The following is a 25,162-nucleotide window of genomic DNA, read 5'->3' on the forward strand; positions in this document are numbered from 1 at the left end:
CTCGCGCCGATCATGGTGCTCGCCGCGCTCGGCATCCTGTTCGTGCGCAAGGCCGTCCACGCCGCGCTGCTGCTGGCGGTCGTGATGATCAGCCTCGCCGTGCTGTACGCCGTCCTGGAGGCGCCGTTCCTCTTCGCGGTGCAGATCATCGTCTACACCGGCGCGATCCTGATGCTGTTCCTCTTCGTGCTGATGCTGGTCGGCGTCGACGCCTCCGACTCCACGGTCGAGACGATCAAGGGCCAGCGTCCGCTGGCCTGGCTGGTCGGCCTCGCGTTCGTCGTGGTGATGGTGGTCGGCCTGACCCAGCTCACCTTCGGCACCGCGGTCGGCCTCGACGAGGCCAACTCCGGCGGCAACGTCCAGGCGCTCGCCGACCTGCTGTTCTCGCGCTACGTCTTCATCTTCGAGGCCACCAGCGCCCTGCTCATCACCGCCGCCGTCGGCGCGATGGTGCTGGCCCACCGCGAGCGCCTGACCCCGAAGCGCACCCAGGCGAGCATCGCCGCCGACAAGATCCGGGCGTACGCCGAGACGGGCGCCCACCTCGGCCCGCTGCCGCCACCGGGCGTCTACGCGCGTCACAACGCGGTCGACACCCCCGCCCTCCTGCCCGACGGCAGCCCGGCTCCCGCATCGGTCTCCCGGGTGCTCGCGGCTCGCGGCACCATGCAGAAGACCGGCTTGCGCGACATCGACGTGATCACCGACCAGCTCGGCGTCGATCCCGCCGAGATGCCCGAGGAAGCCGGCAAGGCCGGGGCCACGGCGTCGAGCGAGGAGGACGTGAAGTGACCGAGTACGTCGTCCTCAGCGCCATCCTGTTCACGATCGGCTCGATCGGGGTGCTCACCCGCCGCAACGCGATCGTCGTGTTCATGTGCGTCGAGCTGATGCTCAACTCCTGCAACCTGGCGTTCGTCGCCTTCGCGCACCAGCACGGCAACCTCGACGGCCAGATCGCCGCCTTCTTCGTGATGGTGGTGGCGGCGGCCGAGGTCGTCGTCGGCCTCGCGATCATCATGACCATCTTCCGGACCCGTCGCTCGGCCTCGGTCGACGACGCGAGCCTGCTGAAGTTCTAAAGGATCAGACGATGCACGCACTCACCGCGCTGACCCTCAAGGCCAGCGAGACGCACGTCCCCGTGGTCTCGCCGACCGACGCCGACGGGCCGTTCACGCTGCTGTGGCTGATCATCGCGCTGCCGCTGCTCGGCGCCGCCGTGCTGCTGCTCGGCGGCCGCTACACCGACAGGTGGGGCCACCTGCTCGGTACGGCGACCTCCGCGACCTCGTTCGTGATCAGCCTCGTGCTGTTCGTGAACCTGCTCGGTCGCGACGAGGGGGACCGTCAGGTCTCGCAGCACCTCTACGACTGGATCGACGCCGGCAGCCTGCACATCGGCATGGACCTGCTCTACGACCCGCTGTCGGCGCTCTTCCTGCTGCTGATCACCGGCGTCGGCTCGCTGATCCACGTCTACTCGATCGGCTACATGGCCCACGACCCCCGCCGGCGCCGGTTCTTCGCCTACCTGAACCTGTTCGTCGCGGCCATGCTCATGCTGGTCCTCTCGGAGAACTACGTGGGCCTGTTCCTGGGCTGGGAGGGTGTCGGCCTCGCGTCGTACCTCCTCATCGGGTTCTGGCAGCACAAGCCCTCGGCCGCCGCCGCGGCCAAGAAGGCGTTCGTCATCAACCGGGTCGGCGACATGGGCATGGGCCTGGCGATCTTCCTGATGATCGTCACCTTCGGCACCACCAGCTTCAGCGGCGTCAGCGCCCTGGCCGGCGGTGCGACCGAGACCACGCTCAACTGGATCGGCGTGCTGCTCCTCGTCGGCGCATGCGGCAAGTCGGCACAGGTCCCGCTCCAGGCCTGGCTCCTGGACGCGATGGAGGGCCCCACCCCGGTCTCCGCCCTCATCCACGCCGCAACCATGGTCACCGCCGGCGTCTACCTGATCACCCGGTCCAACTTCGTCTTCGAGCTCGCGCCCACCGCCCAGACCGCGGTGGTCATCGTGGCCACCGTGACCCTGCTGTGGGGCGCGATCATCGGGTGCGCGAAGGACGACATCAAGAAGGGCCTGGCCGGCTCCACGATGAGCCAGATCGGCTACATGATGCTCGGCGCCGGCCTCGGCGTCGCGGGCTACGCCTTCGCGATCTTCCACCTGCTGACGCACGGCTTCTTCAAGGCCAACATGTTCCTCGGCGCCGGCTCGGTGATGCACGCGATGGACGACGACGTCGACATGCGCCACTACGGCGCCCTGCAGAAGGCGCTGCCCATCACCTTCGCGACCTTCGCCCTCGGCTTCCTCGCGATCATCGGCATCCCGCCGTTCGCCGGCTTCTGGTCGAAGGACAAGATCATCGAGGTCGCGCTGACCGAGAACCCGGTCGTGGGCATCTGCGCGCTGCTGGGCGCGGGCATCACCGGCTTCTACATGACCCGGATGATGCTGATGACCTTCTTCACCGAGAAGCGCTGGGAGAAGGGCGTCCACCCGCACGAGAGCCCGCTGGTGATGACCATCCCGCTGATGGTCCTCGCCGCGCTGTCCGCCCTCGGTGGCCTGATGCTCGCCGGCAACTGGATCGTCGACTTCCTCGGCCCCGTCGTCGGCCATGCCGAGCACGAGGAGCCGCCGCTGCCGGTGATCGTGCTCACCCTGATCACGATCGCCGTGGTCGCCGCCGGAGTGGCACTGGCCTGGGTCCTGGTCGGCCAGCGCGACGTACCGCGCACCGCCCCGGCCGACGTCTCCTTCGCCACCAGGGCCGCCCGTGCGGACCTCTACGGCGACGCCATCAACGAGGGCCTGGTCGTCAACCCCGGTCGCGCCACGGTGCGCGCTCTCACCGACGGTGACCGCACCCTCGTCGACGGCCTCTTCACGGGCGGTACGACGGTCCTCGCCGGCACCGGCGAGCTGCTCCGGCGGCTCCAGAACGGCTACGTCCGGTCCTACGCCCTCGGCATCCTCGGTGGCGCACTGCTCGTCGTCCTGACCCTGGTGGTGGTGAACTGATGTTGAGCTTGCTCGTCTGGCTGCCGATCGCCGGTGCGGTCGCCGTCGCGCTTCTCCCGCGCACGGTCAGCAAGACCGCCGGTCTCGGCGTCGCGTTGGCGACCCTGGTCGTCGGCGTGGTCGTCGCCGCGTCGTACGACGCCGACGGCGGCCGCCAGCTCACGGAGGAGCACGAGTGGATCGAGGCGTTCGGCGTGCACTACGCCCTCGGCGTCGACGGTCTCGGCCTGCTGCTGGTCCTGCTGACGGTCCTGCTCGTCCCGCTGGTGCTCGGCGCGGAGTGGTTCAAGGCCGACGCCGAGGGCTCGGCCGGCGCCCGCGCGTTCGTGGCGTGGACCCTCGCGCTCGAGGGCCTCTCGCTCGCGGTGTTCTGCGCGACCGACGTGTTCTTGTTCTACGTCGTCTTCGAGGCGACGCTGATCCCGGCGTACTTCCTGGTCGGCGGCTTCGGTCGCGAGGGCCGGGGCGCCGCGGCCCTGAAGTTCCTGATGTTCCAGCTCGCGGGCGGCCTGATCCTGCTGGCCGCGGTGATCGGCCTCTACGTCGTCTCCGCCCAGCAGGGTGAGCCGTCCTACCTGCTGTCCGACCTCGAGAAGCTCGACATCGGCACCGAGGCCGGCCGCTGGCTGTTCTTCGGCTTCTTCATCGCCTTCGCGATCAAGGCCCCGCTGTTCCCGTTGCACACGTGGCTGGCCGACACGACCGAGAAGGCGACGCCCGGCACCGGCGTGCTGCTCGTCTGCATCCTCGACAAGATCGGCACCTTCGGGATGATGCGGTTCTGCCTCGGCATCTTCCCCGAGGCCTCGCAGTGGGCGACCCCGCTGGTGATCACCCTCGCGCTGATCTCCGTGGTCTACGGCGCCTTCATCGCGATCGGCCAGGACGACATCTTCCGCCTGATCGGTCTCACCTCGCTGAGCCACTTCGGTCTGATCACGCTGGGCGTCTTCACGATGACCAGCCAGGGCGGCACCGGCGCGATCCTCTACATGATCAACCACGGCCTGGGCACCGCCGCGCTCTTCCTGGTCGCCGGCTACCTCTACGACCGCAGCGGCACCTCCTCGATCCGCGAGATGCGCGGCGTCGAGAAGGTCGCGCCCGTCCTGGCCGGACTGCTGCTCGTCGCCGGTCTGGCCACGCTCGGCCTTCCCGGCCTCTCGCCGTTCGTCAGCGAGTTCCTGGTGTTCGTCGCCGCCTTCGACTACGGCTGGTACGTCGGCGCGATCGCCGTCACCGCGGTCGTCCTGTCCGCGATCTACGTGCTGTGGATGTACCAGCGCACCATGACCGGTCCCACGCCGCCGGAGGTCGAGGCGACGACCAGGGACCTCGGCGTCCGTGAGGTCGCCGCCGTCGCTCCGCTGGTGGCCGCGCTCGTGTTCTTCGGGTTCTACCCCGCACCGCTGCTCGACGTGAGCAACCCGATGGTGGGCGACCTGATGCACCAGATGGGGATCCAGGACGACGCACCGACCGTCGTCCACGCCGACCTTGATGCCGGCCACGAGGGCGAGGGGGCCAACTGATGGAGTTCGTGAAGCCCGAGCTCGAGTACGCCGAGCTGCTGCCGATCCTCATCGTCCTCGGCGGCGCCTGCGTCGGCGTCGCGCTGGAGGCCTTCCTGCCACGCGGCACCCGCCGGCTGCCCCAGGTCGGCCTCGCCGCCGTCACCGTCCTCGCCGCGCTCGTGTCGACCGTCCTCGTCGGCACGAACCTCGACGTGCACAAGGGCGCCGACGGCGCCGAGGGACGCGGCCTGGTCGGCGCGATGGGCAGCGTCGTCGTCGACGGCCCGACGGTCTACCTGTGGGGCCTGCTCCTCGTCTTCGCCCTCGGCGGCATCGCCCTCTTCGCCGAGCAGCGGCTCGAGGGTGGCGTCTCCGCCTTCACCGGCCAGGCAGCCGCGCTGCCGGGCACCGAGGGCGAGCGGGAGGCCTCGACCCGCGGTCTGGAGCACACCGAGGTCTACCCGCTCCTCCTGTTCGCCGTGAGCGGCATGCTGCTGTTCCCGGCGTCCGGTGACCTGCTCACCATGTTCGTCGCCCTGGAGATCCTCTCCCTGCCGCTCTACCTGCTCTGCGGCCTCGCGCGCCGGCGCCGCCTGCTGAGCCAGGAGGCGGCGATGAAGTACTTCCTCCTCGGCGCCTTCGCCTCCGGGTTCTTCCTCTACGGCGCCGCCCTCGTCTACGGCTACGCGGGCTCGGTCTCCTTCGCCGGGATCAACGAGGCGGTCCGTGCCGGCACGGCCAACCACGGCCTCCTGCTGGCCGGCATCGGCCTGCTCGCCGTCGGCCTGCTGTTCAAGATCGGCGCCGCGCCCTTCCAGGCGTGGACCCCCGACGTCTACCAGGGCGCGCCCACCGCGGTCACCGCGTTCATGGCCGCCGGCACCAAGGTCGCCGCCTTCGGTGCGCTGCTCCGGCTGCTGTACGTCGCCTTCGGCGGCGAGCGCTGGAGCTGGCAGCCGATGCTGTGGGTGATCGCGATCGCCTCGATGGTCCTCGGCGCGGTCCTGGCCATCGTCCAGAACGACGTCAAGCGGATGCTGGCCTACTCCTCGGTCGCCCACACCGGTTTCATCCTGGTCGGCGTCCTGGGCGTGCAGAGCGCCGGCGAGCTCGCGAAGGGGCAGTACACCTCGCTCGAGGGCGTGCTCTTCTACCTCACCACCTACGGCTTCGCCATGATCGGCGCCTTCGCGATCGTCACGCTGGTCCGCGACGCGGGCGGCGAGGCGACGGCGTACGAGCGCTGGGCCGGCCTGGGCCGGACCTCGCCGCTGGTGGCCGGCGCCTTCGCCTTCTTCCTGCTCTCCATGGCCGGGATCCCGCTCACCGCGGGCTTCATCGGCAAGTGGGCCGTGTTCACCTCGGCGCTGTCCGCGGGGGCGTGGCCGGTGGTCCTCGTGGCGATCGCGTGCAGCATCCTGGCGATCACGTTCTACGTGCGGCACATCCGGCTGATGTTCTTCACCGAGCCCAGCGCGGACGGTGCCGGCGTGGTCACCCGGTCCTCGCTGCTGACCTCCGCCACGATCGCGGTGTGCCTGGTCGCGACCCTGGTCATGGGCGTGGTGCCGGGCCCGGTTCTCGATCTCGTGACCCGTACGGGAGACTTCATCAGGTGAACACACCTGGGGCCGAGCTTGCGCTGCCGATCGACGACTCCGCTCTCGCCGACCGCCTGCGGGCACGGATGGCGACGGTCGAGGAGGCTCTCTACGGGCACGCGTCCAGCCGGGCGCCGTACGTCACCGAGGCGGCGCGCCACCTGCTGGCCGCCGGGGGCAAGCGGTTCCGGCCCTTGCTGGTGCTCCTGGCGGCCGAGGCCGGTCCCCGGCCCGACGCCGACGAGGTGCTCACCGCGGCCTGCGTCGTCGAGATCACCCACGTCGGCTCGCTCTACCACGACGACGTGATGGACGAGGCCGCGCTGCGCCGCGGCGAGGACTCGGCCAACGCCCGCTACGACAACCTGGTCGCGATCCTCACCGGCGACTGGCTGTTCGCGAAGTCCTCGGAGCTGACCGCCCAGCTGGGTCCCGAGGCCGTCCGCATCCAGGCGGAGACGTTCACCCGTCTCGTCGAGGGCCAGATCCTCGAGACCGTGAAGCCCGGCCCCGACGAGGACGCCCTGGCCCACTACCTCGAGGTCGTCGCCGGCAAGACCGGCTCCCTGATCGCCACCTCGGCCCGCTACGGCGCGCTGTTCTCCGGCGCCGCGCCCGAGGTCGTCACCGCGCTCACCGAGTACGGCGAGTTGGTCGGCACCGCGTTCCAGCTCTCCGACGACATCCTCGACATCGCCTCCGAGAGCGAGGAGTCCGGCAAGACGCCCGGCACCGACCTCAAGGAGGGCGTGCCCACCCTGCCGGTCCTCATGGCCCGGGCCTCGACCGACCCGGCCGACGCCCGCCTGCTCGAGCTCCTCGACCCGTCCCGGTCCGACCTGGCCGCCGATGCCCAGCTGCACGCCGAGGCCCTCGACCTGCTCCGCAAGCACCCCGCGATGGCCCAGGCGCAGGCGTACGTCGTCGCCCGCGCGCAGGAGGCCAAGCAGCGTCTCCAGGCCCTCCCCGAGGGCTCCGTCCGCACCGCCCTCGAGGCGTTCGCCGACGTCGTGGCGGTCCGCTCCGCCTGAGCCGGCTGCCGGATGAGCGGCCCCTCCGGCGTACGTCGCCCGATCCGGCAGTGATCGGCGAGACCTCTCACACGGTCGGCCGTTCCGTTGCAGCATCCGCTCGGCGAACACGAGTAAAAGGGCTAACTTTGTCATCATGACGTCGCTGGCCACGAACCAGGACCTCGAGCGCTCGTTCCGAGTGACCCCTTGAACGCCTCGCGCGGCGGCGACGTGCACCCCGTCCGCCGCCGCGCCTGGCTCAGACCGCGCAGGACTCCGCCGCGAGGGCGAGCTGGCGACGGTGGTGGCGCAGCGCCTCGGCGGTGAGGACGAGGAGCGCCAGCCAGACGAGCGCGAACCCGATCCAGCGGCCGGTGGGCATCTGCTCGCCGAGCAGGGTGACGCCGAGGGCGAACTGGATGGACGGCGTGAGGTACTGCAGCAGGCCCAGGGTGGTCATCGAGACCCGGGTGGCCGCGCCGCCGAAGCACAACAGGGGGACGGCGGTGACCACGCCGCTGGCGACCAGCAGGAAGACGTGGCCGGGGCCCTCGCCGGCGAAGTGGGCGCGGCCGGTGCTGCCGAGCCAGACCAGGTAGCCGAGGGCGAACGGCGCGATGACCGCGGTCTCGAAGGCGAGGCTCTCGATCGCGCCGACGCCGGCGGACTTCTTGGCCAGCCCGTACGTGCCGAAGGAGAGGGCCAGGACGAGCGCGATGACCGGGGGCCGGCCGTAGTCGACGGTGAGCACGACGACCGCGGCGAACCCGATGGCCAGCGCCGTCCACTGCACGGGCCGCAGGCGCTCGCCGAGGACGAGGACGCCGAGCAGCACGGTGACGAGGGGGTTGATGAAGTAGCCCAGCGACGTCTCGACCACGCGGTCGGTGTTGACGCCGTAGATGTAGGTGCCCCAGTTGGCGGTGATGGTGGCGGCCGCGACGACCAGCAGCAGTGCCGTACGACGGTCGCGGAGCACCGCCCGGAGCGCGTCCGCCCGGCGCAGCGCGACCACGAGCACGCCCATGACGACCAGGGACCAGACCATGCGGTGGGCGAGGATCTCGAGCGCGCCGCTGGGTTTGAGCAGCGGCCAGTACAGGGGAAACGCACCCCACATCAGGTAGGCGAGGAACCCGAGGGTGAATCCGCGGCGCTGGTCCGACACACTGGGACCCTAGCGACGTGGTGCTGCCTTGCATGGGGCGAGGTGGTTTCAGGTCCTGGCCAGGTGGGCACGAAGGCCGTGTCCACGAACGACCCGATCTCGAGGGGGAGTCCCCGATGCGATTCACTCGCACCATCACCGTCCTGGTGGCGGCACTGACCGCCGCCCTGCTGGGCCTGACGCTGGCGCCGACCAGCGCGCAGGCCGCCGATTCCATCCAGGTCCAGCCGGCCAAGGCCGTCGTCGCCGCGAAGGGTGTCACCCCGCGTACTGTCGGCATCGCCGACTGTGGTCCCCACCCGGCTGCCGGTTGCTACGGCAAGCGCCTGTGGGCGAAGTTCGCCACCAACCCGCTCGCGCCGGGCGTGAAGATCTCGCTCTACGTCAAGCGCAACGGCCACTGGGTCCGGATCGCCAAGGTCAAGACCAAGGCCGACGGCCTGACCAAGAAGATCTACGTGCGCGCCGAGCGTCGCAAGACCACCCGCTACAAGGTCGTCGCCAAGGGCGACGCCGTGTACGCGAAGGCGGTCGACAAGTTCAAGGTGACCCCGCGGTACTGACCGCCGTCGCCCTGCGCAACACGAAACGCGCCGCCGAGCTGGGCTCGGCGGCGCGTTTCGTCGTTCGCGGGGCGGACCGTCAGTCGATGGTCCAGGTGTCTCCGGCGTTGATGAGGGCGGTCAGCCGCTCCTCGGGCGTGCCTTGGGCGGCGGCGGCCTCGCTGGCGGTGGCGACCTGGGCACGCGCCTGGTCGTCGTACGTCGGCCGCTCGACCTGGCGGAAGATGCCGATCGGGCTGCGGTTGAGGTAGCCCGCGTCGGTGAGCCGCGAGATCGCGAACGCCGTGGACGGGTCCGGGTCCTGCGCGTCGTGGACGATGATCGCCTCGGCGGCCACGGACGCGGTGTCCGCGACCTCGACGCCGCCCCCGGCGCCGCGGACCAGGGCCTTGTCGCCCAGGCCGGTCGCCTCGTCGCGCACGCCGAACGTGATCGGCTCGCCGTGGGTGAGCGGGATCAGGGCGTGCGCGTTGTCGCGGTCCTTGATCGCGTCGAAGGCACCGTCGTTGAAGATCGGGCAGTTCTGGTAGATCTCGACCAGCGAGGTGCCGCGGTGCGCGGCCGCGGCAGCGAGCACCGCGGTGAGGTGCTTGCGGTCGGAGTCGATGGTCCGGGCCACGAAGGACGCCTCGGCGCCCAGCGCCAGCGAGACCGGGTTGAACGGGTGGTCGAGCGAGCCCACGGGGGTGGACTTGGTGACCTTGCCGACCTCGGAGGTGGGGGAGTACTGGCCCTTGGTGAGGCCGTAGATCCGGTTGTTGAACAGCAGGATCGTCATGTTCACGTTGCGGCGCAGCGCGTGGATCAGGTGGTTGCCACCGATCGAGAGCGCGTCGCCGTCACCGGTGACCACCCACACCGACAGGTCCTCGCGGGCCGTGGCGATGCCGGTCGCGATCGACGGCGCGCGGCCGTGGATCGAGTGCATGCCGTAGGTGTCGAGGTAGTAGGGGAACCGCGAGCTGCAGCCGATGCCGGAGACGAACACGATGTTCTCGCGGCGCAGGCCCAGGTCGGGCAGGAAGGACTGCACGGCCTTGAGGACGGCGTAGTCGCCGCAGCCGGGGCACCAGCGGACCTCCTGGTCGCTGGAGAAGTCCTTGGCCGTCTGGGTCTCGCCCTCGGCGAGGGTGGGGACCAGAGCGGTGCCCAGGGCGGGCATGGGGAGATCGATGGTGCTCATGCGTTCGGAGCCTCCTCGTGGTCGGCGGGAAGGTTGAGGCCGTGCTCGCCGAGGTCGACCTCGCGACCCTCGGCGTCGCCGACGAGCACGCCGATGGCCTCGGCCAGCTCGGCGGCCTTGAGCGGCAGGCCGTAGACGTGGTTGTAGCCCTGGGCGTCGACGAGGTACTCGGCGCGCAGCATCTTGGAGAGCTGGCCGAGGTTCATCTCGGGGACGAGGACCTTGTCGTAGCCCTTGAGGATCTCGCCGAGGTCCTTGGGGAACGGGTTGAGGTGGCGCAGGTGCACCTGCGCGACGTTGTAGCCGGCGCGGCGGACCCGGCGGCAGGCGGCGCCGATCGGGCCGTACGTCGAGCCCCAGCCGATCACCAGGACCTTGGCCTCGCCCGACGGGTCGTCGACCTCGAGCGGCGGGAGCGAGTCGGCGATGCGCTGGATCTTCTCCTGGCGCAGCCGGACCATCTGGTCGTGGTTGGCCGGGTCGTAGGAGATGTTGCCGTGGCCGGTCTGGAGGGTGCCGGCCTTCTCGAGGCCGCCGATGCGGTGCTCGAGGCCCGCGGTGCCCGGGATGGCCCACGGGCGGGCCAGGGTGTCGCGGTCGCGGGCGTAGGGCCAGAACTCCTCGACCTGCTCGCCCTTGGCGTTGGTGGAGGTGTGGTTGGGCCCGGTCGCGAAGCCCGGCTCGATCTTCGGCAGCTCGTCGATGGACGGGATCGCCCACGGCTCGGAGCCGTTGGCGAGGTAGCCGTCGGAGAGCAGGAAGACCGGGGTGCGGTAGGTGATCGCGATCCGGGCGGCCTCGACCGCGGCAGCGAAGCAGTCGCCGGGCGACTGCGGCGCGACGATCGGGACCGGCGCCTCGCCGTTGCGGCCGTACATCGCCTGCAGCAGGTCTGCCTGCTCGGTCTTGGTCGGCAGGCCGGTCGAGGGGCCGCCGCGCTGGACGTTGACGACGACGAGGGGGAGCTCGGTCATCACGGCCAGGCCGATCGCCTCGGACTTGAGCGCGATGCCGGGGCCCGAGGTGGTGGTGATCGCGAGCTGGCCGGCGAACGAGGCGCCGATCGCGGCGCCGATGCCGGCGATCTCGTCCTCGGCCTGCAGCGTGGTCACGCCGAACGCCTTGTGCTTGCTCAGCTCGTGGAGGATGTCGGAGGCCGGGGTGATCGGGTACGACCCGAGGAACACCGGCAGCTCGGAGCGCACGCCCGCGGCGACCAGGCCGTACGACAGGGCCAGGTTGCCGGTGATGTTGCGGTAGGTGCCGGCGTGCATCCGGGCCGGCTTGATCTCGTACTGGACGACGAAGGTCTCGGTGGTCTCGCCGTAGTTCCAGCCGGCCTTGAAGGCGGCGATGTTGGCGCCGAGGATGTCGGGGACCTTGGCGAACTTCTTCTCCAGGAACGCGATGGTCGGCTCGGTCGGGCGGCCGTACATCCACGACAGCAGGCCCAGCGCGAACATGTTCTTGGCCCGGGCGGCGTCCTTGCGGGACAGGCCGAACTCCTTGACCGCCTCGACGGTGATGCCGGTCAGGTCGACGGGCTGGACCTGGAAGCCGGCCAGGATGTCGTCGACCTCGCCCAGCTTGTCGAGCGGGTTGGAGGTGTAGCCGGCCTTGTCGAGGTTGCGCTTGGAGAAGTCGTGGGTGTCGACGATGATCGTCGCCCCGCGCGGCAGGTCGCCCAGGTTGGCCTTCAGGGCCGCCGGGTTCATCGCCACCAGCACGTCGGGTCGGTCGCCCGCGGTGAGGATGTCGTGGTCGGCGAAGTGGATCTGGAACGACGAGACGCCGGGGATGGTGCCCTGGGGCGCACGGATCTCGGCGGGGAAGTTGGGCAGCGTCACCAGGTCGTTGCCGAACACGGCCGACTCCTGGGTGAACCGGTCACCGGTCAGCTGCATGCCGTCACCGGAGTCACCGGCGAACCGGATGATGACCCGGTCCAGCTGCTTGACCTGCTTGGTCTGGCTCACACCTGCTCCACTTCTCTCGACATCGACGTCGGCCGTGGGGAAGCGGCGACGGCGTCAGGTGGGTCGATTCTAGAAGCAAACTAGAACACGTTCCACCTTCCGGTGAATGTCTTTCGTCGTCCCCCGTGGCCTGCGTGCGACGCGGCGCTCGAAAACTCCTCACCACGATAGACCGCCACGCCCGCGCACCCCGCCCCGTGCCGCCTGATGAGCCTCCCGGGGGCCCGTGGAGGCGTGTGACCTCCGTCATGTCGTCGATTTGTCTAGAACCGAGTCACTTAACTCTCTAATGTGTATTATTCCGATCTAGTTTGAAGGAACCGGCCACCCGAGAGGCCGGCCTGAGCAAGCAAGGAATGGGTGCAATGAAGCGAGTTCTCAAGGCTGCGGCCCTGGCGATGACCGGCGCTCTGGCGCTGACCGCCTGCGCCAGCGCCGACGGTGGCAGTGGCGACGACAAGGGCTCGACGGTCAACATCGTCGGGTTCGCCGTCCCGGAGGCCGGCAACAAGGCCGCCGCGGCGGAGTTCAACAAGACCGACGCCGGCAAGGACGTGAAGTTCTCCGGCTCCTACGGCCCCTCGGGTGACCAGAGCCGCAAGGTCGCCGACACCAAGGGCAAGGACGTCGACTACGTCGTCTTCTCGCTCGAGCCCGACATGACCCGCCTGGTCGACGCCGGTCTCGTGGCCGACGACTGGAACGCCGGCCCCAACAAGGGCATCGTCTCCAAGTCCGTCGCCGTGATCGCCACCCAGAAGGGCAACCCGCTCGGCATCAAGGACTGGGACGACCTGACCCGCGACGACGTCAAGATCGTCACCCCCGACCCGGCCAGCTCCGGCTCGGCGAAGTGGAACATCCTCGCGCTCTACACCTACGCCAAGCAGAACGGCGCCACCGAGGAGCAGGCGGACGCCTTCTTGAAGAAGGTCTTCAAGAACGTCACCACCTGGGCGGCCAGCGGCCGCGAGGCGACCGAGGCCTTCAAGAAGGGCGTCGGCAACGTGCTGCTCACCTACGAGAACGAGGCCATCCTGGCCCGGCAGAACGGCGAGGACCTGGACTACATCGTCCCGCCGCACACCTTCCTGATCGAGAACCCGGGTGCCGTGCTGAAGAAGTCCGACCCGGCCGCGAAGGACTGGCTGGACTTCGTCCTCAGCGACGCAGGCCAGACCGCGTTCGTGGAGAAGGGCTTCCGCCCCGTCGGTGACCTCGACATCTCCGGCATCGAGGTCCAGGGCGCCAACGACCCGGCCAACCCCTTCCCGACCCCGACCTCGCTGAGCACCGCGGCCGACCTCGGTGGCTGGAGCGCCATCAACGCGGAGTGGTTCGGCAAGGACGGCGAGAAGCTCCGCTTCGACAAGCTGTACGCCGAAGCGACCAAGCAGTGACGGACACACTCGTTGCACCCCCTGGGCCGGCTCGCACGACGAGCCGGCCCAGCGGGCTGTTCCGCCTCACTCCCGCCTCGGGGGTGGGGCTGGGCGTGGCCCTGGTCTGGTTCAGCGTCCTCGTGCTGCTGCCGCTCGCGGCGGTCGTCGGGGCCGCTGCCGCCGGCGGCTGGAGCGCGTTCTGGGGCACCCTGACCGACGCGCAGACCTTCGCCGCGCTGCGGCTGACCGTCGTCGAGGCCGCGGGCGTCACCGTCGTCAACGCCGTCATCGGCACCGTCGTCGCGTGGGTGCTGGTCCGTGACCAGTTCTTCGGCAAGCGGGTCCTCGACGTCGTCATCGACATCCCGTTCGCCCTGCCGACGATCGTCGCCGGCCTGGTCCTGCTCAGCCTGTGGGGCCCGGAGAGCCCGGTCGGCGTGAACATCGTGAACACCCGCCAGGGCATCTTCCTGGCGCTGCTGTTCGTGACGCTGCCCTTCGTCGTGCGCACGGTCCAGCCGGTGCTGCTCGAGCTGGACGCCGACGTCGAGGAGGCGGCGGCGTCACTGGGCGCCTCGCGGCTCACGACGTTTCGCCGGGTGATCCTGCCGAGCCTGGTGCCGGCGATCGCGGCCGGCTCCTCGCTGGGCTTCGCACGGGCGATCAGCGAGTTCGGCTCGCTGGTCCTCATCTCGGGCAACACGCCCTACGAGACCGAGGTCGCGTCGCTGAAGATCCTCAAGTTCCTCGAGGGCGACAACCAGGCCGGGGCGGCGGCCGTGGCCGTGCTCCTGCTGATCGTCGCGGTGCTGACGATCGTCGTGCTCGACGTCTTGTCCAGGAGGGTGGCGCGCCGTGGCTGACACCCGACAGATCCGGGCCCGTCGCGGGCTCGTGGCGTACCTCCTGCGCACGCTGGTGATCGTCTACCTGGCCGTGCTGGTCATCTGGCCGCTCTACGAGGTCGGCAAGCAGACCTTCGCCCCGAGCAAGGCGGGCGCGGAGGGTGGCTTCTCCGCCTTCCTCGACCGGCTCAGCGACCCGTCGGTCACCTACGCCTTCAACCTGACCGGGACCGTCGCGTTCTGGGCGGTCCTGATCAACACCCTGTTCGGGGTGGGCATCTCGCTGCTCATCGTGCGCTACCAGTTCCCGGGCCGGCGGATCCTCTCGGTGCTCGTCGACCTGCCGATGTCCGTCTCGCCGGTCGTCGTCGGTCTGGCGCTGGTGCTGGCCTACAGCACCGGCAAGGGCTGGTTCGGCGAGGCGCTGGCCTCGATGGGCTTCTACGTCATCGGCACCACGCCCGGCCTGATCATGGCGACCGCCTTCGTCAGCCTGCCGCTGGTGATCCGCGAGATCGTGCCCGTGCTCGAGGAGATCGGCACCGACGCCGAGATGGCCGCCAGCAGCCTCGGCGCCAACGGCTGGCAGACCTTCCGGCGGATCACGCTGCCCAGCATCAAGTGGGCGGTCGTGTACGGCGTCGTGCTCAGCATGGCCCGCTCGCTCGGCGAGTTCGGTGCGGTGAAGATCGTCAGCCCCGGCGCCGAGTTCCGTGGCGAGACCACCACCCTCCTCATCCAGAACCGTTACAACAACTACGAGGAGCCTACGGCGTACGCCGCCGCGTTCGTGCTCGTGCTGGCCTCCGTGCTGGCCCTCGTCGTCGTCTCCCTGATCCGCAAGGAGGATCACGCATGAGCATCGAAGTGAGGGGTGTCGGCAAGCGCTACGGCGACTTCGTCGCCCTCGACGACATCAACGTCTCCCTGCCGACCGGTCAGCTGACCGCCCTGCTCGGCCCCAGCGGTGGCGGCAAGTCCACCCTGCTGCGCATCATCGCCGGCCTCGAGACCGCCGACACCGGCACGGTCGACATCGAGGGCGTGGACGCCACGAAGCTGCCGCCGCAGAAGCGCAACGTCGGCTTCGTGTTCCAGCACTACGCCGTCTTCAAGCACATGACGGTGGCGAAGAACGTCGCGTTCGGCCTGGAGATCCGCAAGCGGCCCAAGGCCGAGGTGAAGGCGAAGGTCGCCGAGCTGCTCGAGCTCGTGCACCTCTCGCAGTTCGCCCACCGGCTGCCCTCGCAGCTGTCCGGCGGCCAGCGGCAGCGCCTCGCGCTCGCCCGCGCGCTCGCGGTGGAGCCCTCGGTGCTGCTGCTCGACGAGCCGTTCGGTGCGCTCGACGCGAAGGTCCGCAAGGAGCTGCGCGACTGGCTGCGCCGGCTGCACGACGAGGTGCACGTGACGACCGTGTTCGTGACCCACGACCAGGAGGAGGCCCTCGAGGTCGCCGACGAGATCGTGGTCATCAACGAGGGCCGGATCGAGCAGATCGGCAGCCCCGACCAGCTCTACGACGAGCCGGCCAATGACTTCGTGATGGGCTTCCTCGGTGCGGTGACCCGGCTCGGGCCGGTGGTGCTGCGGCCCCACGACATCGAGGTCGCGGTGCAGCCCGGCGTGCCCGGTGCGGCGGCGGGCGTCGTCCAGCGTGCGCTGCGGGTCGGCTTCGAGGTGCGTCTCACCGTCGACGTCGAGGGGCAGGAGGAGCCGGTCCTGGTGGTGCTCTCCCGCACCCACGCGCGGGCGCTCGACCTGGAGCTCGGCAGCAGGGTCTGGCTCAGTCCCACGACCGGCGCGACGACGGTCCCGGTGCTCGGGGTTCCGCGGGAGGCCGTGACCTCCGCCTAGTCTGGGGCGTGTGAGCTATCTGCGGGCGACGCGGGTCCTGTGCTGGCTGCTCGGGATCGCGGTACTGGTGTCGGTCGTCCACTACGTCGACAACTACGTCAACCACGACGACTTCCCGGTGCCGGGTCCCGACTCCGCCGTGCCCGCCCCGTCCGCGACGCTCGTCGCCGTCGGCTGGTTCGTGTTCACCGCCCTCGGGGCGGTGGGCCTGCTGCTGTGGTTCCGCCGTCACATCACCACGTCGGCGGTCTTCCTCACCGGCTACTCGGTCTCCGGGCTGATCGGCATCGCCCACTACACGGTCCCTGGCGCCACCGACATGGTCTGGTGGCGCCAGGCGCACGTGCTCGCCGACATCGTGTGCGGCGCGGCGGTCCTGGGCTTCGCGCTGTGGGCGGCGAAGAACTCCGACGACCTCATCCCGCCCGGCGCGAAGCCTCCTGCTCGGCCCGCTTCCTGAGGCCCTCGGCGTGACGGCGGAAGCCGTCGGCGACCCGGCCGGGGCCGGCGAGGCGGACGAGCGGGCCGCTGAACTCCTCGACGGTGGCGTACGTCGTCGGCCCGCCCGGGTGCTGTGTGAGCCGTTGGTGGCGCACGCCCCTGACCAGTCCGAGCCTCGAGGGCAGGCCCTCGTAGACGTAGGACATCAGCGCGGTCGTCGTACCGCTGGCGGGGTCGGTGGTCGGGCCGTCCAGTGCGGTGATCCGCTCGGGGGAGCGCGTGCGCCTGCCGTTGGCCCACACGACGTGGAGCACGATCGGGTTGCCGACGGCGGCGGGCTGCGCCGTCTCGGCGCGCTCGACGAAGGGGTTCCACTCGCCGTACCGCTCGGTGTCGGTCATCACGGCCCACACGACCTCGAGCGGGGCGTCGATGTCGATCTGCGCGGAGGGGTTCACGGGGTCATCATGGCGGAGTCGGACCGGCCCGCGATGATGGTTGCGTGAGTGCGGGCACGATCGGCATCGTCGGCGGCGGGATCGTCGGCCTGGCCGTGGGCCGGGAGCTCGCGCGCCGGCGCCCGGGCGTGCGGATCGTGGTCCTCGAGAAGGAGGACCGGCTGGCCGCGCACCAGACCGGCCACAATTCCGGCGTCGTGCACGCCGGCATCTACTACCGGCCGGGCAGCCTCAAGGCCGAGCTGTGCACCCGCGGCCGGGCGCTGATGCGCGACTACTGCGCCGAGCACGCGATCGCGTACGACGAGTGCGGCAAGCTCGTGGTCGCGGTCGATCCGGCCGAGCTCGCCCGGTTCGAGGCGCTCGCGCGCACGGCGCGGGAGAACGGCGTGCCCGGGCTGCGCCGGCTCGACGGCGCGGCGATCCGGGAGGTCGAGCCGCACGCCGCCGGCCTGGCCGCACTGCACTCGCCGCGGACCGCGATCACCGACTACGTCGCGGTCGCCGAGGCGATGGCTGCCGAGATCGCCGCCGCTGGGGGAGCCGTGCACCTGCGCGCCGAGGTCACGGTCGTGGCGCGGGTCGCCGGCGGCCTGTCGGTCCTCGCCGGGGGCGACGAGCACCGGGTCGATGAGCTGGTGGTCTGCGGCGGGCTGCAGTCCGACCGGCTGGGCCGGCTCGTGGGCGGACCCGCGACGCCGCGGATCGTGCCCTTCCGGGGCGAGTACATGAAGGTGGCCCCGGCCAAGGAGGACCTGGTGCGGGGCATGGTCTACCCGGTGCCCGACCCGGCGTACCCGTTCCTGGGGGTGCACTTCACCCGCCGCGTCGGCGGCGGGCTGGAGGTCGGGCCGAACGCCTTCCTCGCGTTCAGCCGCGACGGGTACGGGCGGGCGTCACTCTCGCCGCGCGACCTCGCGGACACCCTGGCGTACGGCGGGTTCTGGAGGTTCGCGCGCAGGCACTGGCGCACCGGCGTCGGCGAGCTGCGCGGGGTGCTCTCGCGCACGGCGTACATGCGCGGCGCGCAACGCTACGTCCCCGCCATCGGTCCCGACGACGTCACCCGTGCCGGTCTCGGGCTGCGCGCCCAGGCGGTCGGGGCCGACGGGTCGCTGGTCGACGACTTCGTCATCCAGCGCAGCAACGGGGTCAGCGTGGTCCGCAACGCGCCGTCACCGGCCGCGACGTCGAGCCTCGCGATCGCCGAGCACGTCGTCGATCAGCTGGACCGTGAGGCGTAGACGTTGGCCAGGTTCGCGATGTCGGCGACGTAGGCGTCGGAGTGGTTGAAGCTGAAGATCGCGCGGCGCCACGTGTCGGGGTCGGCGAGGTCGCCGGCGTGGCACAGGTAGCGCGCCGCCGCGAGCGCGGCGTCGTCGATCTGGTTGGGGTCGCTGAGCCCGTCGCCGTTGCCGTCGGCGCCCCAGGTCTCCCAGGTGGACGGGATGAACTGGAGCGGTCCGATCGCGCGGTCCCAGGCGGTGTCGCCGTCGAGCACCCCACCGTCGGTGTCGCGGACCGCGCCGAACGCGCCGCCGTCGAGGACCGGCCCGAGGATCTGCGGGCGCGGGACGCCGTCCTCGCCGAGCACCGAGCCGTGCACGCTGCCGTGGGTGGACTCGATGCCGCCGATCGCGGCCAGGCTGTTCCACGCGACCCGGCATCCGGGCTGCTCCGCGGCCACCCGCAGGTGTGCCCGCGCGTATGCCGCCAGGGCTCGCGGCGCGATCCCCGTCTGCGCCGCCACCCGGGCCAGCCAGGCGTCGTCGGGCCGGTAGGGGTCTGTCGCCGGCTGCGCGGGTGCGGCCGGCGCGACGGGCGCCGGGGCACCGGTGAGCGCGGGCGCCTGCGCCGCCGGGTCCGGGAACGGCGTACGACGCGAGCCCGCGTCGTACGCGAACGCCACGCCGACGCCGATCACCAGCGCGACCATGACCACCGCGAGGCCGATCGCACCGGCCAGGTAGCGGTCGGGACGGGGCATCAGGGCTGGATCAGCGGTAGTTGGTGAACTGGACCGCGAAGTCGTAGTCCTGCGCCTTGACCAGCGCCTGCACGGCCTGGAGGTCGTCGCGCTTCTTGGAGGAGATCCGCAGCTCGTCGCCCTGGATCTGTGCCTTGACGCCCTTGGGGCCCTCGTCGCGGATCAGCTTGGAGACCTTCTTGGCGTCCTCGGAGCTGATCCCCTCCTTGAGGGTGATCGAGATCTTGGAGACCTGGCCGGACTGGCGCGGCTCGGAGGCGTCGAGGATCTTGAGGGACTGGTTGCGCTTGATCAGCTTGTCCTGGAAGACGCTGAGCACGGCGTTGGCCCGGTCGTCGGCGGACGCGCTGATCTCGATCGCGTGCTCGCCCTTCCACTCGATCGTGGCGCCCGTGCCCTTGAAGTCGAAGCGGGTCGAGATCTCGCGCGCCGTCTGCCCGAGCGCGTTGTCGACCTCCTGGCGGTCGATCTTGGAGACGATGTCGAACGAGGAGTCGGCCATGGGTGTGTCACCTGCTGATTCGGAGGGGTCGGTCCTGCTGCGCTATTGTTCCGCGTAGTGGTCCGGTCGCCAAAAGCGGTCGGACGACACCGAGGCAGGTTGCCCGAGCGGCCAATGGGAGCGGACTGTAAATCCGTCGGCTTTGCCTTCGAAGGTTCGAATCCTTCACCTGCCACGGCACGAACCGCCCCTGGCCCGCGGAGACGCGGACCAGGGGCGGTTTGCTTTACTCACCGTCGTGACCGACGCCGACCGCCGCGAGATCCACGACACCGTGCTGCGCTACTGCCGCGCGGTCGACCGGCTCGACTACGACGGCATCCGGGCGGTGTACGCCGCGGGCGGTGTCGACCACCACACCGGATTCAGCGGGACGGCGGACGACTACGTGGCGTGGCTGCGAGAGGTGCTGCCGCGGCTCGACGGGACGATGCACGTCATCGGCAACCACCTGGCGGAGGTGGCCGGCGACGAGGCGGTGGCGGAGACCTACGGCACCGCCGTGCACTGGGGCACCCCGGCGGAGGACGCGCGCCGGAACTTCACCACCGGCTTCCGGTACGTCGACCACTTCGTCCGCACGCCGGCCGGCTGGCGGATCCGGGAGCGGTTCGCCGTGCGGGAGTGGACCCGCAGCGATGCGGGACGGCTGCTCGCGCCGGAGGGCGCCGGCCCCCGGGGCCGCCGCGACGGGAGCGATCCGCTCGTCGTCATGCGGCAGGCGGTGCTCGGGGAGCGCGCCGCCGGCTGACGCCACCTCAGGTGACGCGCAGCGTCGATCAGTCCGGCGGCTCCGCGAAGCGTGTCGCCGTCGCCGTGTCCGGGCCGGGGGCGGTGAGGCCCTCCACGTCCACCACCGCCGACTCGAGCTGCTCGACGATGCTGCGTGCCTGGTCGAAGGTGCACGGCACTGCCGCGGCCTGCGTGCTCACAGGCGGACGATCAGTCGGGCGGCCCGGTACCGGAGCCCCAGGCTGCGCAGGGATGCGCGGTGCGTCCTCCCGGAGCTCCCGCGGAGGAACTCGGCGAGCTCCTCGTCAGTGGGGGCACGACCGACGAGCCGGATGAAGTGGTGGACGGCCGCGCGGTCTTCCTCACGCGATCTCCTGATGTCCTGTGCCATGGCCGACTCTCCTGCTGCCGGGCGCCGGGAGCGGCGCTCGTGGGACACCGCCGCTTCCGGACGGTACCCACCGCGGGTACCCCGGGGCGGGGGACGCATACCTCGCCCCTCCGGTCCTAGGGTCCCTGGAAGGGGAACAACGCCCGCGACGCCCAGCCCGAGCCGGACGGGGCGATCGGGGTGGCGGTGCCCGCCACCGCGCCGGTGGGCGTCCAGTCGGCCCGGGTCAACGAGCCGTCGGTACCGGCGAACCACAGCTTCCCGTCCGCGACGAAGGCGCCCCGCATCCCGCTGTAGCCGACGCCGGTGACCGACGGGAACGAGTACAGCTGCTGGCCGACCACACCGGACTCGACCTCGAAGCCGCGGCGGAACAGCTGGGACGAGCCGGCCTTGGTGAAGTAGATCCAGCCGCGGTCGTAGAAGAGGCTGGTGAGGAGCGGGACGTCGCCGTTGTGCCAGTCGGACTGGAAGACGAGCTGGTCGGCGGCGTTGACCGTGCTCGGCGCGCCGTACGTCGTGCCGTCGAAGGTACGACGCGTCAGCGTGCCGTTGGCGTAGGCCGTGTAGAGGCTGCCGTTGACCATGAACGCGCCGACCGTCGTACCCCACCCGGTGCCGTTGGGTGCGTCGGTGGGAGCGGTGGCCGTCGTCCCGTCGAAACCGACGCTGACCAGCTGCGCGCCGCCGCTGGCCACCCGGTAGACGGTCGCGGGCAGGGTCCCGACCCGGCGGGCGGGGAGGGTCGCGCCCGAGGAGAGCGGCACGAAGGCGACCTTGCGGTGCGTCTCGTTCGCGAACACGTCGGTGTCGGAGCCGACGAACAGGCCCTCGGGTGTGGCGACCATGTCCTTCACGCCGACGCCGAGGGTGCGGGTCGGGTTCCAGGAGTAGGGCATCCCGTTGGCCACGTCCAGGGCACCGATGCCCGGCCGCGACACGGCGCCCTGGCCGGCGGCGTCGCCGCGGGTGGGGTTGTTCTGCCAGCGCATGTGGCCGCCGACGTACACGACGTCGGCCGTGACCTCGGTGTCCCAGGTGGTGTCGCCGCCGGTGTAGGCCACCCAGGTCGGGCGGACGTTCGTGCCCGTGGCGGCGGACTCGTAGCGGGCGACGCCGTCGCAGCCGCTGGTGCCGGCGACGGTGGCGCTGCCGCCGTACGCGCCGGTGGTGGAGACGACGAAGAAGCTGCCGTCGGGGGAGAACTCGACGTCGGTCATGTAGGTCTCGAACGAGGAGCTGCAGGCCGACTCGTACTGCGTCGTGTAGTAGTTGGCGAGCGCCATGGCGGCCCCGGAGATGTCGAGGACGGCGAACTGGTGACGGCGGGCGCCGTTGACGGTGTTGAAGTTGCCGACCAGTACCAGCTTGCCGTTGGCGGGGTCGGTCGCGATCTTCTGGACGTTGGTGATGCCGCCGTTGTGCACGCCCGCGATCACGCCGGTGTAGTAGGGGTCGCGGGCGCCGGTGGTGGCGTTGAGCGTGCCGAGCGCGGCGCTCGGCTGACCCTGCAGGTGGGTGAACTTGCCGGCCACCCACAGCCGGTTGCCGATGACCGACAGGTCGCGCACCTGACCGTTCAGGCTGCCCGGCTGGAAGGCCGCGATCCGGTTGCCGGTCGCGACGTCGGCCTTGTACAGGCGGCTGACCGCGACGCTCGTGCCACCGGAGGTCGCGCTGGTGAACGCGCCGCCGATGTAGACCGAGGTCCCGTCGGCAGCAGGCGCGAGCGTGTAGACACGGTTGTTGGGGTTGGGGACGAAGGTGGTGGACACCTGTCCCGTGAACGCGTTGAAGGCGAACAGGTTCACCCGCGGGATGTCGGTCGAGCTGTTCGCGTTGCGCACCCGCGTGAACGTGCCGCCGACGATGACCATGTCGCCGACCCGGGTCATCGCGTAGACGGCGCCGTCCATCACGTGCGGGGTGAAGCCGACCGGGTCGACGTCCACGATCCGCCCGTTCTGGGGCGCCGAGTTGCCGGTGTCGGCCGCACGGGCCGGCGGTGAGAGCGTCGCGGCCAGGAAGGTGGCGACGACGATCCCCACGAGGAGCACGAAGCCGGTGCTCCTGCGCGCGTTCACGGTTCCCATGCGAGGTGGTTCCTTTCAGTAGGCGCCGCGGCCGCTGAGGACGGCACCGGCAGTGCGGAGCAGGATCCGGGCATCGAGCAGCAGCGACCAGTTGTCGACGTACTGCTGGTCGAGGTGGACCGTGTCGTCCCAGGACAGGTCGGAACGGCCGGAGACCTGCCACAGACCGGTGATCCCGGGGCGGACGACCAGGCGGTGCCGGACGTCGGGCAGGTACGCCGCGACCTCGGACGGCAGCGCAGGGCGTGGACCGACGAGGGACATGTGGCCGAGGGCGACGTTGATCAGCTGCGGCAGCTCGTCGAGCGACGTACGGCGCAGCCAGCGCCCGACGCGGGTGATGCGCGGGTCCCGGTGGATCTTGAAGAGCGGGCCGCTGGCCTCGTTCAGCGCGACCAGGTCGGGCGCGACGGCCGCGGCGTCGCAGGTCATGGTGCGCAGCTTCCACATCGTGAACGGCGCGTCGTCCCGGCCGACCCGGGTCTGCCGGAAGAACGCGGGCCCCGGCGAGTCGAGCCGGATCGCCAGTGCCAGCAGCAGCAGGAGGGGCGACAGCACGAGGAGGGCGACCACGGCTACGGCGCGGTCGAGGAGGTGCTTGACCAGGTGGGACGGGCCGAACCGGCGGGGAGCGCCGAGGTGGAGGAGGGGCAGCTGCTCTGCCAGGTCGAGCCGGGTCCGTCCGACGGGTGAGCTCAGCAGCCCGGTCCAGACGAAGATCGCGACACCGGCCTCCTCCAGCTGCCAGCACAGGCGCTGGAGGTCGGGCGCAGGGAGGGTCGGGTCGGGGGCGAGGATCACCGCGTCGGCGTCGCCCTCGCGGGCTGCGTCGACGCAGGTGGAGATCGCCCCGGCGCCCACGACCTCGAACCGGTGGGACGGAGAGCTCTCGAGGCGCTCGAGCAGGCTGGGCAGCACGTCCGTGGTGCCCGCGACCACGACCCGGTGGCTCACCCCCCGCAGCCGGACGCCGCTGCGGGCGACGGCCGCCATCACCCCGCGCGCCATGCCGCTGAGGCCGGCACTCGCGAGGCACACCGCGGTGACGGTGCGTGCCGACAGGGGGTACCCGACCACGTCGGCCGCCAGCAGCGCACCGGTCGGCAGCACCAGGGCGGCCACCAGCAGGCGCCGGACGCGGGCGCCGAGGTGACCGGGCAGCTGGTAGTCGCCGGTGGCGCACACCGCGACCACCCACATCGGCACGAACAGGAACGCCGGCGCGAGGCGGGAGATCGCGTCGGGCACCAGGCCCGCGACGAGGACGACGAGGAGCGCGGCCACGGCGTCCGACACGGCGAGCATGCGGCCGGCGTGGTGCAACGGTGCCGCAGCCCGGGACTCCCCGTGCTCGGCCGTCATCACCGCCGTCGTGCGGGCACCCAGGACCGTCATCGGTGCACGAGGTCTTCGACGAGCGCCTCGAACCGGGCGAGCGTGGGGGAGACCCGATGCTCCGTGGGGGTGTGGTGACCGGTCAGCACGGCGAGCGAGAGCCGGGTCGCGAGCTCCTCCTCGTCGTACGCCGTCACGACGAGACCGGTCCGGGAGACGAACCGTGCGAACCGCTGCTGGTGGTCGTCGACGTGCTCGCCCAGGCGCGGGTCGCGCGGGACCACGATCGGCAGGTGGCCGTGCTCCCGGGCGTCCATGATCGAGCCGGGGCCGCCGTGCGTCACGACGGCGTCGGCGCGGTCGAGCAGGTCGCCCAGCGCGCCGGGCGCGAGCAGGGCGCTCCCGCCGACACCGTCGGGGAGTGGAGTGGAGCCGTGCTGCACGTGGAAGGAGAACAGGCCCTGCTCGGACAGGCTGACGACCCAGCGCACCAACCGGTCGAACCGGTGGTGGTCGGTGCCCAGGAAGACCGCGACGAGCGGTGGCTGCGCCCGCGTCACCACAGCTCACCGACCAGGACCGAGGAACGGTACAGGTGCTGCTGCTCGGGCCACTGCACGAGGAACAGGTCGGTGGCCGGTCGGCACAGCTTGCCGGTCAGGGTGCGGGTCTCGACCCGGTCGTAGACCTCGAGGTAGATCGACGAGGTCTGCCGGCGGTGACGCAGCCAGAAGTAGGGGACGGCGACAGCGGCGCCGGTCGAGACCACGACGTCCGGGGCGAACTCGTCGAGCACGTGGTGGGCCTGCACGGAGTTGCGCGCGAGGTTGACCAGGTTGCGGGTCGTCGGGTGGTGCGCCCAGGTCACGCTCTCGCCCTCGAGCTTGGCGACGGCGTCCGCGGTGTCGAAGGTGACCCAGTGCCGGTCGTGCTTCTCCCACCAGGGGCGCAGGCACATCAGCTGGGCGAGATGACCTCCCGAGGAGGAGACGAGAAGCACCCGCATGACGCGCTCCCGGAGCTTGGTGGCTGACGGTGATCCCCTGACCTTAGGGAGGCGTCGAAACGCTGACATGCCCCAAAT

At 70.8% G+C, this 25,162-nt stretch carries 26 protein-coding genes and 1 tRNA gene; 15 read left to right on the plus strand and 12 right to left on the minus strand.

The genetic code is table 11. The features are described from left to right. Nucleotides 1-12 precede the first annotated feature (12 nt). The 6 genes from BJ958_RS23045 to BJ958_RS23070 are packed head-to-tail and all read left to right on the plus strand — an operon-like array spanning nucleotide 13 to nucleotide 7,186. The gene (locus BJ958_RS23045; RefSeq protein WP_218866586.1) at nucleotides 13-795 is read left to right on the plus strand and encodes an NADH-quinone oxidoreductase subunit J; all 783 of its coding nucleotides are present in this window, start codon (nucleotides 13-15) and stop codon (nucleotides 793-795) included. Next, nucleotides 792-1,085, plus strand: coding sequence for an NADH-quinone oxidoreductase subunit NuoK (gene nuoK, locus BJ958_RS23050; RefSeq protein ID WP_179729154.1), 294 nt, complete (start codon nucleotides 792-794; stop codon nucleotides 1,083-1,085). Before BJ958_RS23045 ends, nuoK begins: the two co-directional genes overlap by 4 nt. 11 nt (nucleotides 1,086-1,096) lie before the next feature. Continuing rightward, a complete protein-coding gene (gene nuoL / locus BJ958_RS23055) occupies nucleotides 1,097-3,040 on the plus strand; it encodes an NADH-quinone oxidoreductase subunit L (RefSeq protein WP_179729155.1) in 1,944 nt (647 codons plus the stop codon). Further along, nucleotides 3,040-4,572: an NADH-quinone oxidoreductase subunit M gene (locus BJ958_RS23060; RefSeq protein WP_179729156.1), complete on the plus strand. Its 1,533-nt coding sequence runs from the start codon at nucleotides 3,040-3,042 to the stop codon at nucleotides 4,570-4,572. Before nuoL ends, BJ958_RS23060 begins: the two co-directional genes overlap by 1 nt. Further along, nucleotides 4,572-6,173, plus strand: coding sequence for an NADH-quinone oxidoreductase subunit NuoN (gene nuoN, locus BJ958_RS23065; RefSeq protein ID WP_179729157.1), 1,602 nt, complete (start codon nucleotides 4,572-4,574; stop codon nucleotides 6,171-6,173). The genes BJ958_RS23060 and nuoN overlap by 1 nt, the downstream gene beginning before the upstream one ends. Further along, a complete protein-coding gene (locus BJ958_RS23070) occupies nucleotides 6,170-7,186 on the plus strand; it encodes a polyprenyl synthetase family protein (protein ID WP_379144972.1) in 1,017 nt (338 codons plus the stop codon). The genes nuoN and BJ958_RS23070 overlap by 4 nt, the downstream gene beginning before the upstream one ends. 241 nt (nucleotides 7,187-7,427) lie before the next feature. On the opposite strand, the gene rarD is transcribed toward BJ958_RS23070, so the two are convergent. Further along, a complete protein-coding gene (gene rarD / locus BJ958_RS23075; protein WP_179729158.1) occupies nucleotides 7,428-8,336 on the minus strand; it encodes an EamA family transporter RarD in 909 nt (302 codons plus the stop codon). 116 nt (nucleotides 8,337-8,452) lie between these two features. Here rarD and BJ958_RS23080 point away from each other — a divergent pair, with 116 nt between their 5' ends. Further along, complete coding sequence (locus BJ958_RS23080) at nucleotides 8,453-8,899, plus strand: peptidase associated/transthyretin-like domain-containing protein (RefSeq protein ID WP_179729159.1); 447 nt, start codon at nucleotides 8,453-8,455, stop codon at nucleotides 8,897-8,899. A 79-nt stretch (nucleotides 8,900-8,978) separates the two neighbouring features. On the opposite strand, the gene BJ958_RS23085 is transcribed toward BJ958_RS23080, so the two are convergent. Both BJ958_RS23085 and BJ958_RS23090 read right to left on the minus strand, forming a co-directional pair. Next, nucleotides 8,979-10,061: a 2-oxoacid:ferredoxin oxidoreductase subunit beta gene (locus BJ958_RS23085; RefSeq protein ID WP_246319852.1), complete on the minus strand. Its 1,083-nt coding sequence runs from the start codon at nucleotides 10,059-10,061 to the stop codon at nucleotides 8,979-8,981. A gap of 17 nt (nucleotides 10,062-10,078) precedes the next feature. Then, nucleotides 10,079-12,058: a 2-oxoacid:acceptor oxidoreductase subunit alpha gene (locus BJ958_RS23090; protein ID WP_179729161.1), complete on the minus strand. Its 1,980-nt coding sequence runs from the start codon at nucleotides 12,056-12,058 to the stop codon at nucleotides 10,079-10,081. Between the two features lie 365 nt (nucleotides 12,059-12,423). On the opposite strand from BJ958_RS23090, the gene BJ958_RS23095 reads away from it, so the two are divergent. The 5 genes from BJ958_RS23095 to BJ958_RS23115 all read left to right on the plus strand — a co-directional run bounded on the left by BJ958_RS23095 (nucleotide 12,424) and on the right by BJ958_RS23115 (nucleotide 16,599). Next, nucleotides 12,424-13,458 carry an extracellular solute-binding protein gene (locus BJ958_RS23095; RefSeq protein ID WP_179729162.1) on the plus strand — a complete coding sequence of 345 codons (1,035 nt, stop codon included), beginning with the start codon at nucleotides 12,424-12,426 and terminating at the stop codon, nucleotides 13,456-13,458. A gap of 83 nt (nucleotides 13,459-13,541) precedes the next feature. Beyond that, nucleotides 13,542-14,303: a sulfate ABC transporter permease subunit CysT gene (cysT, locus tag BJ958_RS23100; RefSeq protein ID WP_343052772.1), complete on the plus strand. Its 762-nt coding sequence runs from the start codon at nucleotides 13,542-13,544 to the stop codon at nucleotides 14,301-14,303. Continuing rightward, nucleotides 14,296-15,144, plus strand: coding sequence for a sulfate ABC transporter permease subunit (locus BJ958_RS23105; protein WP_179729164.1), 849 nt, complete (start codon nucleotides 14,296-14,298; stop codon nucleotides 15,142-15,144). Before cysT ends, BJ958_RS23105 begins: the two co-directional genes overlap by 8 nt. Next, nucleotides 15,141-16,139, plus strand: coding sequence for a sulfate/molybdate ABC transporter ATP-binding protein (locus tag BJ958_RS23110; RefSeq protein ID WP_179729165.1), 999 nt, complete (start codon nucleotides 15,141-15,143; stop codon nucleotides 16,137-16,139). Before BJ958_RS23105 ends, BJ958_RS23110 begins: the two co-directional genes overlap by 4 nt. 10 nt (nucleotides 16,140-16,149) lie before the next feature. Next, complete coding sequence (locus BJ958_RS23115; protein ID WP_179729166.1) at nucleotides 16,150-16,599, plus strand: hypothetical protein; 450 nt, start codon at nucleotides 16,150-16,152, stop codon at nucleotides 16,597-16,599. On the opposite strand, the gene BJ958_RS23120 is transcribed toward BJ958_RS23115, so the two are convergent. Beyond that, nucleotides 16,556-17,038, minus strand: coding sequence for an SRPBCC family protein (locus tag BJ958_RS23120; RefSeq protein ID WP_179729167.1), 483 nt, complete (start codon nucleotides 17,036-17,038; stop codon nucleotides 16,556-16,558). The two genes, BJ958_RS23115 and BJ958_RS23120, sit on opposite strands and share 44 nt — an antisense overlap. Nucleotides 17,039-17,082: 44 nt before the next feature. On the opposite strand from BJ958_RS23120, the gene lhgO reads away from it, so the two are divergent. Next, nucleotides 17,083-18,282: an L-2-hydroxyglutarate oxidase gene (lhgO, locus tag BJ958_RS23125; protein WP_179729168.1), complete on the plus strand. Its 1,200-nt coding sequence runs from the start codon at nucleotides 17,083-17,085 to the stop codon at nucleotides 18,280-18,282. Here lhgO and BJ958_RS28800 read toward each other — a convergent pair. Beyond that, entirely contained in the window at nucleotides 18,261-19,025 is a 765-nt protein-coding gene (locus tag BJ958_RS28800; protein WP_179729169.1) for a lytic transglycosylase domain-containing protein, read from the minus strand. The genes lhgO and BJ958_RS28800 overlap by 22 nt on opposite strands. 10 nt (nucleotides 19,026-19,035) lie before the next feature. Further along, on the minus strand, nucleotides 19,036-19,527 hold the full coding sequence (locus tag BJ958_RS23135; RefSeq protein WP_179729170.1) for a YajQ family cyclic di-GMP-binding protein: 492 nt from the start codon (nucleotides 19,525-19,527) through the stop codon (nucleotides 19,036-19,038). A 93-nt stretch (nucleotides 19,528-19,620) separates the two neighbouring features. Here BJ958_RS23135 and BJ958_RS23140 point away from each other — a divergent pair. After that, nucleotides 19,621-19,702: transfer RNA gene (locus BJ958_RS23140), tRNA-Tyr, on the plus strand. Nucleotides 19,703-19,765: 63 nt separating this feature from the next. Continuing rightward, nucleotides 19,766-20,278, plus strand: a complete 513-nt coding sequence (locus BJ958_RS23145) for a nuclear transport factor 2 family protein (RefSeq protein WP_179729171.1) — start codon at nucleotides 19,766-19,768, stop codon at nucleotides 20,276-20,278. 28 nt (nucleotides 20,279-20,306) lie between these two features. On the opposite strand, the gene BJ958_RS23150 is transcribed toward BJ958_RS23145, so the two are convergent. The 6 genes from BJ958_RS23150 to BJ958_RS23175 all read right to left on the minus strand — a co-directional run bounded on the left by BJ958_RS23150 (nucleotide 20,307) and on the right by BJ958_RS23175 (nucleotide 25,084). After that, entirely contained in the window at nucleotides 20,307-20,459 is a 153-nt protein-coding gene (locus BJ958_RS23150; protein ID WP_179729172.1) for a hypothetical protein, read from the minus strand. Then, complete coding sequence (locus BJ958_RS23155; RefSeq protein WP_179729173.1) at nucleotides 20,456-20,650, minus strand: hypothetical protein; 195 nt, start codon at nucleotides 20,648-20,650, stop codon at nucleotides 20,456-20,458. Before BJ958_RS23155 ends, BJ958_RS23150 begins: the two co-directional genes overlap by 4 nt. 116 nt (nucleotides 20,651-20,766) lie before the next feature. Continuing rightward, a complete protein-coding gene (locus tag BJ958_RS23160) occupies nucleotides 20,767-22,743 on the minus strand; it encodes an eIF2A family protein (RefSeq protein ID WP_179729174.1) in 1,977 nt (658 codons plus the stop codon). A 15-nt stretch (nucleotides 22,744-22,758) separates the two neighbouring features. Further along, nucleotides 22,759-24,138 carry a sugar transferase gene (locus BJ958_RS23165; RefSeq protein ID WP_179729175.1) on the minus strand — a complete coding sequence of 460 codons (1,380 nt, stop codon included), beginning with the start codon at nucleotides 24,136-24,138 and terminating at the stop codon, nucleotides 22,759-22,761. Beyond that, nucleotides 24,135-24,638, minus strand: coding sequence for a glycosyltransferase (locus BJ958_RS28805; protein ID WP_179729176.1), 504 nt, complete (start codon nucleotides 24,636-24,638; stop codon nucleotides 24,135-24,137). Before BJ958_RS28805 ends, BJ958_RS23165 begins: the two co-directional genes overlap by 4 nt. Then, the gene (locus tag BJ958_RS23175; protein WP_179729177.1) at nucleotides 24,635-25,084 is read right to left on the minus strand and encodes a UDP-N-acetylglucosamine--LPS N-acetylglucosamine transferase; all 450 of its coding nucleotides are present in this window, start codon (nucleotides 25,082-25,084) and stop codon (nucleotides 24,635-24,637) included. Before BJ958_RS23175 ends, BJ958_RS28805 begins: the two co-directional genes overlap by 4 nt. Between the last annotated feature and the right edge of the window lie 78 nt (nucleotides 25,085-25,162).

Origin of the sequence: Nocardioides kongjuensis (genome assembly GCF_013409625.1) — a bacterium.
GTDB lineage: Bacteria > Actinomycetota > Actinomycetes > Propionibacteriales > Nocardioidaceae > Nocardioides > Nocardioides kongjuensis.